Here is a 6,646-nt window from a genome sequence, read left to right on the forward strand (position 1 = left end):
CAACTGGATCGCTTACAAAGTCCATAACCCACACCTCATTTGGTTGCGTCGGCCTTTCTATCGCTAATCTTAAGCCTGTACGCCTCGGCCGATTCTTCCGCCGTTTACCGACTTGAAGACCCAGTTCACAATATATCCTGCCGATCCGCTTATGATTATCGCTCATTCCCTGAACATCCCTGAGATACCACACCACCCGGGGCCGACCGTAGCGCACTTTCTTCTGGCAAATATCGGTATCATCGCCTTGAGCTTTCCATCGTCCTGACGCCTTATTGAACGATAGTATAAAGTCGATTGCTCCAGCCCCAAGAGTCCGCTTGCCTTGCGTTTGCTCAGATCAAACTCGCCGACAAGACGCTCCGTCTCTTCTCTTTTGACCTTGGGGCTTAGGAAAAACGGCGGATGACGTCCTTGGCCGCCATTATCTCGACCGCCTGGTCTGCAACGATCCGCTTGAGCTTGCCATTCTCTTCCCCAAGAGACTTGAGCCTGCGGACATCGCCCGATTGCATGTTCCCAAACCGGACATTCCATTTTGAAATGGTGGTTGCGCTGACGCCATACTTTCGGGAAAGTTCGCTCTGGTTCGTTCCAGCCCGAAACTCAGCGAGGATCCCCGCTATCTGCTCTTCGGTAAATCGGCTTCTCTTCATGACTTCCTCCCTGACCACTCTTTAGATGGTCTGTTTGGAAGTTCCAAGTACTCCGGTTTTTGGGGTCAAGACCGGTCTCTAAGAAGAGATTCGTGTTTTAGGCGATAAGAGAATCTATTTGGGACTTGGGAACGGAGCCCGTGAGCTGGTTCACTACGTTTCCGCCCTTAAAATAGATAAGCGTGGGAATGCCGCGAATGCCGTACTTGGCGGCCACCTCAGGCGAATCGTCGACATTTACTTTGCAGACAAGCACCTTCCCCGTCTGTTCTTCAGCCACTTTATCGATGATCGGGGCCAGCGCCTTGCAGGGTCCGCACCACGGGGCCCAAAAATCTACAAGGACCGGGATAGAAGAGCTTATAACAACGCTCTCGAAATCCGCATCGTTCACATGTTTTACAAGTTCACTCGCCATGATCGTTTCTCCTTTTTTATTTAGAGTATTTGCTCTTCTTCACCGTAAACAGACTATTCACCAGAGACCGGTCATAATCAATAAAAAAAGCCGCCGTTAAAAAATAACAGCGGCTTTTATAATGTGTAGAGAAAATTATCTCTTGCTGTACTGGAAGCGTTTACGTGCCTTCTTGTGGCCGTATTTTTTACGCTCTTTAACCCTTGAGTCGCGTGTTAAATAGCCCGCTTTTTTGAGGGGCTTTCTGTAATCAGGGTTCATAAGAAGAAGCGCCCTTGCAATGCCGTGTTTTAAAGCGTCTGCCTGACCGGAAAGACCTCCACCAATTATATTGGCAGTGATATCAAAACGACCGACGGTACCTGTTACCTTAAAAGGCTGTTGGACGATCATTTGAAGAGCTGGCCTGCCGAAATAAGTCTCGAAGACCTTCTTGTTTATGACCATGCTCCCTGCGCCCGGGATCATTCTCACGCGGGCTATCGAGCACTTTCTTTTTCCTGTTGCTGCAAATACGGTCTGTTTTGGCATAGAATTAGTTCTTTAGTTGGGCCGCGTACGGATGTTCGCTGCCTGCATATATCTTTAGTTTCTTGACAACCTTACGGCATAGATCGTTGTGAGGAAGCATTCCCTTTACGGCCCTGAAAATTACCTCTTCGGGATGTTTTTCGAGCAACTTCTCGGCGCTGGACTCACGAAGTCCGCCGATGAACCTGCTGTGCCAATAGTACATCTTATCGGCCTTTTTGTTACCCGTGAGCCTTACATGTGCGGCGTTGATGACGACCACGAAGTCGCCGGTATCAACGTGAGGTGTAAAGTTCGCCCGATGCTTGCCGCGGAGTACGTCCGCTATCTTTGTGGCAATACGTCCGAGGGGCTGATCCTTAAGATCTATCAAAACCCATTTTCTTGTCTTCGGCTCTTTGGCCGATAATGTGGTCTTCTGCATAACGGGGGCGAAAGCTATATGGAAGGCCCTCATTTTGTCAAGTAAATATCTTGAAAACTTTGGAACTTTCATTTACATTGGCCTCACCATGAAAAAATACTTGGTCCTACCTCTCTTGATCGTTATATTCGCCTCCAACCTGCTTGCAGAAGGGTCTAAAGATTTCGACCTCTCATCCGCCAGCACAACCCCAAAGGTCCTTGAATTTATTAGGATAAATTACATTGACCAGGCGCGTGCAAATCCCTTTGAAATGCTAAAGGCGGCGCTCAATCAAGTGCAAAAAGGGGTGGCGGAGATACTTGTGACGTTTGACGGCGGAAATAAGTTCACCATCACCCTTGATAAAGCGACCAAAAAGTTCGCTCCCAAGGAGCTTAAGACCCTAGCCGATCTTTGGGCCGTACTGGATGATGTGTATCTATTCATTCAGATGCATTACCACGGCACGCTCGACAAGCAGGACATTGAATACATGGCGATAGACGGAATGCTCTCCGCACTCGATCCACACTCGAATCTCCTTACTCCCAAGATATTCAACGAGTTCAAAGTGGGCACAAAAGGAAAGTTCGGCGGCATCGGCATAGTCATAGGGAGTAAAGAGGGGAACTTAACGGTAATAGCGCCAATAGAGGACACCCCTGCCTGGCGGGCCGGCACGAAAGCAGGCGACCACATCACCCAGATAGGCGAAGAATCGACGGTCAATATGTCGCTCACCGAGGCCGTTGAGCTTTTGCGCGGCGATGTGGGGAAGGACGTTACTATAACGGTGGAACGAAAAGGCCGCCCTGCCCCATTCAACGTAACGCTCAAACGAGCCATCATTAAAATTGAGAGCGTTCAATCCGAGCTGATACCCGTCGGCAAAAGGAACGTCGGCTATATAAAGATAAAGAACTTTCAGGAAGATACCGGAAAGGAATTCTCGAAACAGCTTGGGAAGCTAAGAACGGCGCCAAACTTCAGCGGCCTCATCATAGATCTCCGAAACGATCCGGGCGGACTTTTGAGCCAGGCCGTTGATGTGGTGGATAGGTTCATACCGTCGGGCGTTATCGTTTCAACGGTGGGCGCCGGTAGCACGTTCATCGATCAGGAAGTGGCAAACAGCCAAGGGACAGAGCCGGCCTACCCCATTATCGCCCTTGTCAACGAAGGCTCGGCCTCCGCGTCCGAGATCGTTGCCGGAACTCTTCAGAGTTATAATCGGGCACTGATAATGGGAACTCAGTCGTTCGGAAAAGGAAGCGTTCAGAGCATATTCGACCTACACGACGGAAGCGCCCTAAAACTTACCATCGCCGAATACCTGACGGCCGGAAAGAACTCCATTCAAACGGTAGGCGTGACTCCTGACATCATGCTTATCCCCGAAAAGATCGACAAGAAGGAGATGGATATTTCAGAGGATGAGCACGAGAACGAATCAAGCCTAGAAGGACATCTCACAAAATATTCCGCTAACGTAAAAGGCGAATCAAGGTACAAGCTGAACTATTTTCAGCCCACAGAAAAAGAGGATGAAGAAGAGACCAGACGACGCGAGTATTCAAAAAAACTTGACCTGAACAAGGATCTGGCGGCCCTTTTCGCGGCCAAGATAATTGCGAACGCCCCCACCGACGCACATGCAGATCTGGCAAAGAGCGCCGCACCAACCATCACCGCCATAGAAAAGGAACAAAAGGCGCTTGTTGCCGCCGAACTTTCAAATGTAGGTATAGATTGGTCGGACTGCAAATCGAGCGCGAGGTCCTCTCTGCGGGTCGCGTTCTCCATACAGAAGAACGGCGAGAACATTACAAAGGCCACTGCCGGCGACGAGATAGACCTCACCCTTACCGCAACAAATATAGGTTCAGGACAATATTGTCAGATCATAGGTATAATAGATGCCAAAGACCACGCACTTAAGAACAAAGAGTTCGTGTTCGGAAAACTTCCCGTAGGCGCATCAAAAAGCTGGTCCGCAAAATTCAAGGTCCCCAAGACCCTCCCTACTCAAGGGCTACCCTTCACAGTCAAGTTCTCCGAAGAGAACGACAATAGACCGTCCGAGTTCAAGGCCATAGTACCTATCGATGGACTCAAACAACCGCAGTTCGCCTTTACATATAAACTCGGGATACCGGAAAAAACCAAGGTGGTGAACGAACCTATGCCGGTGGGCAAGACCATCCCGTTCTATGTCGATGTGAAGAACGTTGGCAAAGGTCCGGCGCTCAACGCGGTTGCCATCATCAAGAACGATACCGATACAAAGGGAGTTTTTATCGATACGGGAAGAGTGAAGATAGGAAAGCTCGATCCCGGCCAAAAGAAGAGGCTGACATTCAAGTTCAAAATAGAACCTTCTTTGAGCAAATCGGCCTTTAAGCTCGAATTCACGGTGGTCGACCAGGACCTTTATACATCGCTCTCAAAGAAGATAGAGTTCAACGCCGGCTCGGGTATCATGGAGCCCCCCTCAGGGATATGGTACGAGGCGCCAAGGATAAGCTTTGAGGGAACACGCTTCCCCATCGTCACATCTTCCGCAAAGGTGCACATTGAAGGCGATATTAAAGATGACAAAAAGGTTAAGGACTATTTCATCTTTGTCGGCGACGACAAGGTCGCCTACGCTTCAAACCCTGAGGAGACCGGCAAGTTCAGGATAATCGCGGACCTACCGGTCAAAGATGGGAACAATCTTATTTCCGTAATAGCAAGGGATGAGCTCGACCTCATATCCCGCTTCAATTTCGCGGTGGAAAGAAGAAAATGAGAATAGTCAAGGGCTCTGCCAGTTTTAAAGGATCATCAAAACCCGTCTGTCTTACTATCGGCAACTTTGACGGGGTCCACCTTGGCCACCAAAAAATATTCAGATTGCTTTCCAAAAAAGCGAAGAGGCTAAATGGAACGGCCGTTGTTTATACCTTTGACCCTCATCCAGTAAAGAGAGTGGCGCCATCCTCAAGCCCAAAGCTGATCCAGACCTTCGACCAAAAGATGCGGTCCCTTAAAGACAACTGTATCGATATAACCGTTGTGGAACCATTCACATCCAGCTTTTCATGCCTTAATGCGCGCGACTTCTTTAAAAGGGTCATCATTGAACGAATAGACCCTTCATATATGATAGTTGGTCACGACCTGACCTTCGGCAGACACAGGATGGGAACGATCGACCTTCTCCACAAGCTCTGCCTTGAGAACGGCATAGGATTTGAGGTCGTTGATGCCGTCCTTTTGAAGGAGATCTTGATATCATCGACCCAAATAAGGGCTCTGGTAAAAGCAGGTGATGTGGAAAAGGCCTGCTCCCTTCTGGGGCGTCCGTACGCCCTGACCGGAAAGGTGGTAAAAGGCCGCGGCATCGGCGGAGAAATAGGTTTTCACACAGCGAACATCATTCCCCAGAACGAGCTAACACCGCCTGAAGGGGTATATATAACAAAGACGCTGGGACATATATCGGTGACCAATATCGGCTTTAACCCCACCTTCGGGGGTAAAAAGATAGTGATCGAAACGCACATCTTAAATTTTTCAAAAAAACTTTATGGTAAAAATATAGAAGTTGTGTTCTATAAAAGGATAAGGGATGAGATGGTTTTTGAAAATCCGGCGGCGTTGAAAAAACAGATCGGCAAAGATATCGAAAAGGCAAAGGGATATTTTAAATAATGAAGGAATTCGAACACCCATATGTCGTTGGAATGGTTGGCTGTAGGGTAGGTTCTAAAAAAAACCTCCTCTTAAAAAAGAGGTTCGAAGCCGCCTTTAAAAAGGCACGGCTCCCCTTTGCATACCTTTTGCTTGAAACAGAAGCCAAACACCTAAAGAACCTGCTCGAATGCATGACACTTATGGATGTTATAGGTGTTAATCTTTCCGCTTCACTCGAAATAAGCGCCCTTAAATATATCAAAAACATTGATAAGACAGCAAAAACAGCCAAAAAGATCAATATTATAGCAAAAAAAGGGAAAAGCTTCGTCGGATATTATTTTAAGAATGACCTCATTAAGCGCTCCCTAGCACTTTGGAAATATTGGTAATTTAACACCCATCAGGTAAGATTTCACCCCCCCCCATGGCCAACTGCATGGTGCGTGGTGCGTGGTGCGTAAAACATTATAACTATATGATTTTATTATATTTTAGCCTTAAGCGCCTAGTTTTCTTTTTTGCGCCTTTTTTTGGCATGCCAATTGCTTATCTAGTCAGTAGGAGATGAACAATTTATGGCATCCGGCACCGAAAACAGCGAGACCAGTGTCATCATAGTCGATGAGGACACTACTTTTTTAAAGGTGTGGAAAAAGGTCTTCCGGACGATGAAAAACTTCAACTACTACCTGACCAACGACCCTCAAATGGCCCTCACGCTTGCCAAGGAACATCAGGTGGACCTGTTGATCAGTGAAGTGGTAATGATGAGCGGCAACGGTTTTAGCCTCTCCGAAGAGATACATAATATCAATCCAAAGGCCGATATAATCCTTACCACAACATACAATTGTGATTTTAAGCGGTTCAATCTTAACGACCCTCACTTTCACATCCTTTATAAACCGTATCGTAGCATTGGGGATGTGATGCACTTCATCACCGATATTCTTG

Annotated in this window: 8 protein-coding genes; 4 read left to right on the forward strand and 4 right to left on the reverse strand. The window is 47.7% G+C overall.

Features of this window, described 5'->3' with window-relative positions; genetic code table 11:
* Positions 1-389 precede the first annotated feature (389 nt).
* From COV46_04965 to COV46_04980, 4 genes are all read right to left on the reverse strand, one after another.
* A complete protein-coding gene (locus tag COV46_04965) occupies positions 390-656 on the reverse strand; it encodes a hypothetical protein (GenBank protein PIR17351.1) in 267 nt (88 codons plus the stop codon).
* 97 nt (positions 657-753) lie between these two features.
* Positions 754-1,074: a thioredoxin gene (gene trxA / locus COV46_04970; protein ID PIR17352.1), complete on the reverse strand. Its 321-nt coding sequence runs from the start codon at positions 1,072-1,074 to the stop codon at positions 754-756.
* Positions 1,075-1,209: 135 nt separating this feature from the next.
* Positions 1,210-1,605: a 30S ribosomal protein S9 gene (locus COV46_04975; protein PIR17353.1), complete on the reverse strand. Its 396-nt coding sequence runs from the start codon at positions 1,603-1,605 to the stop codon at positions 1,210-1,212.
* Between the two features lie 4 nt (positions 1,606-1,609).
* A complete protein-coding gene (locus COV46_04980; protein PIR17361.1) occupies positions 1,610-2,029 on the reverse strand; it encodes a 50S ribosomal protein L13 in 420 nt (139 codons plus the stop codon).
* Positions 2,030-2,117: 88 nt separating this feature from the next.
* Here COV46_04980 and COV46_04985 point away from each other — a divergent pair, with 88 nt between their 5' ends.
* From COV46_04985 to COV46_05000, 4 genes are all read left to right on the forward strand, one after another.
* Positions 2,118-4,802 (forward strand): hypothetical protein, encoded by a 2,685-nt coding sequence (locus COV46_04985; protein PIR17354.1) that lies wholly within the window; start codon positions 2,118-2,120, stop codon positions 4,800-4,802.
* A complete protein-coding gene (locus tag COV46_04990; protein PIR17355.1) occupies positions 4,799-5,707 on the forward strand; it encodes a hypothetical protein in 909 nt (302 codons plus the stop codon). Before COV46_04985 ends, COV46_04990 begins: the two co-directional genes overlap by 4 nt.
* Positions 5,707-6,081: a hypothetical protein gene (locus COV46_04995; GenBank protein ID PIR17356.1), complete on the forward strand. Its 375-nt coding sequence runs from the start codon at positions 5,707-5,709 to the stop codon at positions 6,079-6,081. The genes COV46_04990 and COV46_04995 overlap by 1 nt, the downstream gene beginning before the upstream one ends.
* Positions 6,082-6,267: 186 nt before the next feature.
* The coding region (locus COV46_05000; GenBank protein ID PIR17357.1) for a hypothetical protein at positions 6,268-6,646 on the forward strand (379 nt) is incomplete at its 3' end.

It is taken from the genome of Deltaproteobacteria bacterium CG11_big_fil_rev_8_21_14_0_20_49_13, from assembly GCA_002796305.1.
Classification (GTDB): Bacteria; UBA10199; UBA10199.

What these genes read in the sequence shown, in the direction of transcription:
- COV46_04965 (PIR17351.1), bottom strand. Translation starts at nt 656, where the DNA reads ATGAAGAGAAGCCGATTTACCGAAGAGCAGATAGCGGGGATCCTCGCT.
- trxA (PIR17352.1), bottom strand. Translation starts at nt 1,074, where the DNA reads ATGGCGAGTGAACTTGTAAAACATGTGAACGATGCGGATTTCGAGAGC.
- COV46_04975 (PIR17353.1), bottom strand. Translation starts at nt 1,605, where the DNA reads ATGCCAAAACAGACCGTATTTGCAGCAACAGGAAAAAGAAAGTGCTCG.
- COV46_04980 (PIR17361.1), bottom strand. Translation starts at nt 2,029, where the DNA reads ATGCAGAAGACCACATTATCGGCCAAAGAGCCGAAGACAAGAAAATGG.
- COV46_04985 (PIR17354.1), top strand. Translation starts at nt 2,118, where the DNA reads ATGAAAAAATACTTGGTCCTACCTCTCTTGATCGTTATATTCGCCTCC.
- COV46_04990 (PIR17355.1), top strand. Translation starts at nt 4,799, where the DNA reads ATGAGAATAGTCAAGGGCTCTGCCAGTTTTAAAGGATCATCAAAACCC.
- COV46_04995 (PIR17356.1), top strand. Translation starts at nt 5,707, where the DNA reads ATGAAGGAATTCGAACACCCATATGTCGTTGGAATGGTTGGCTGTAGG.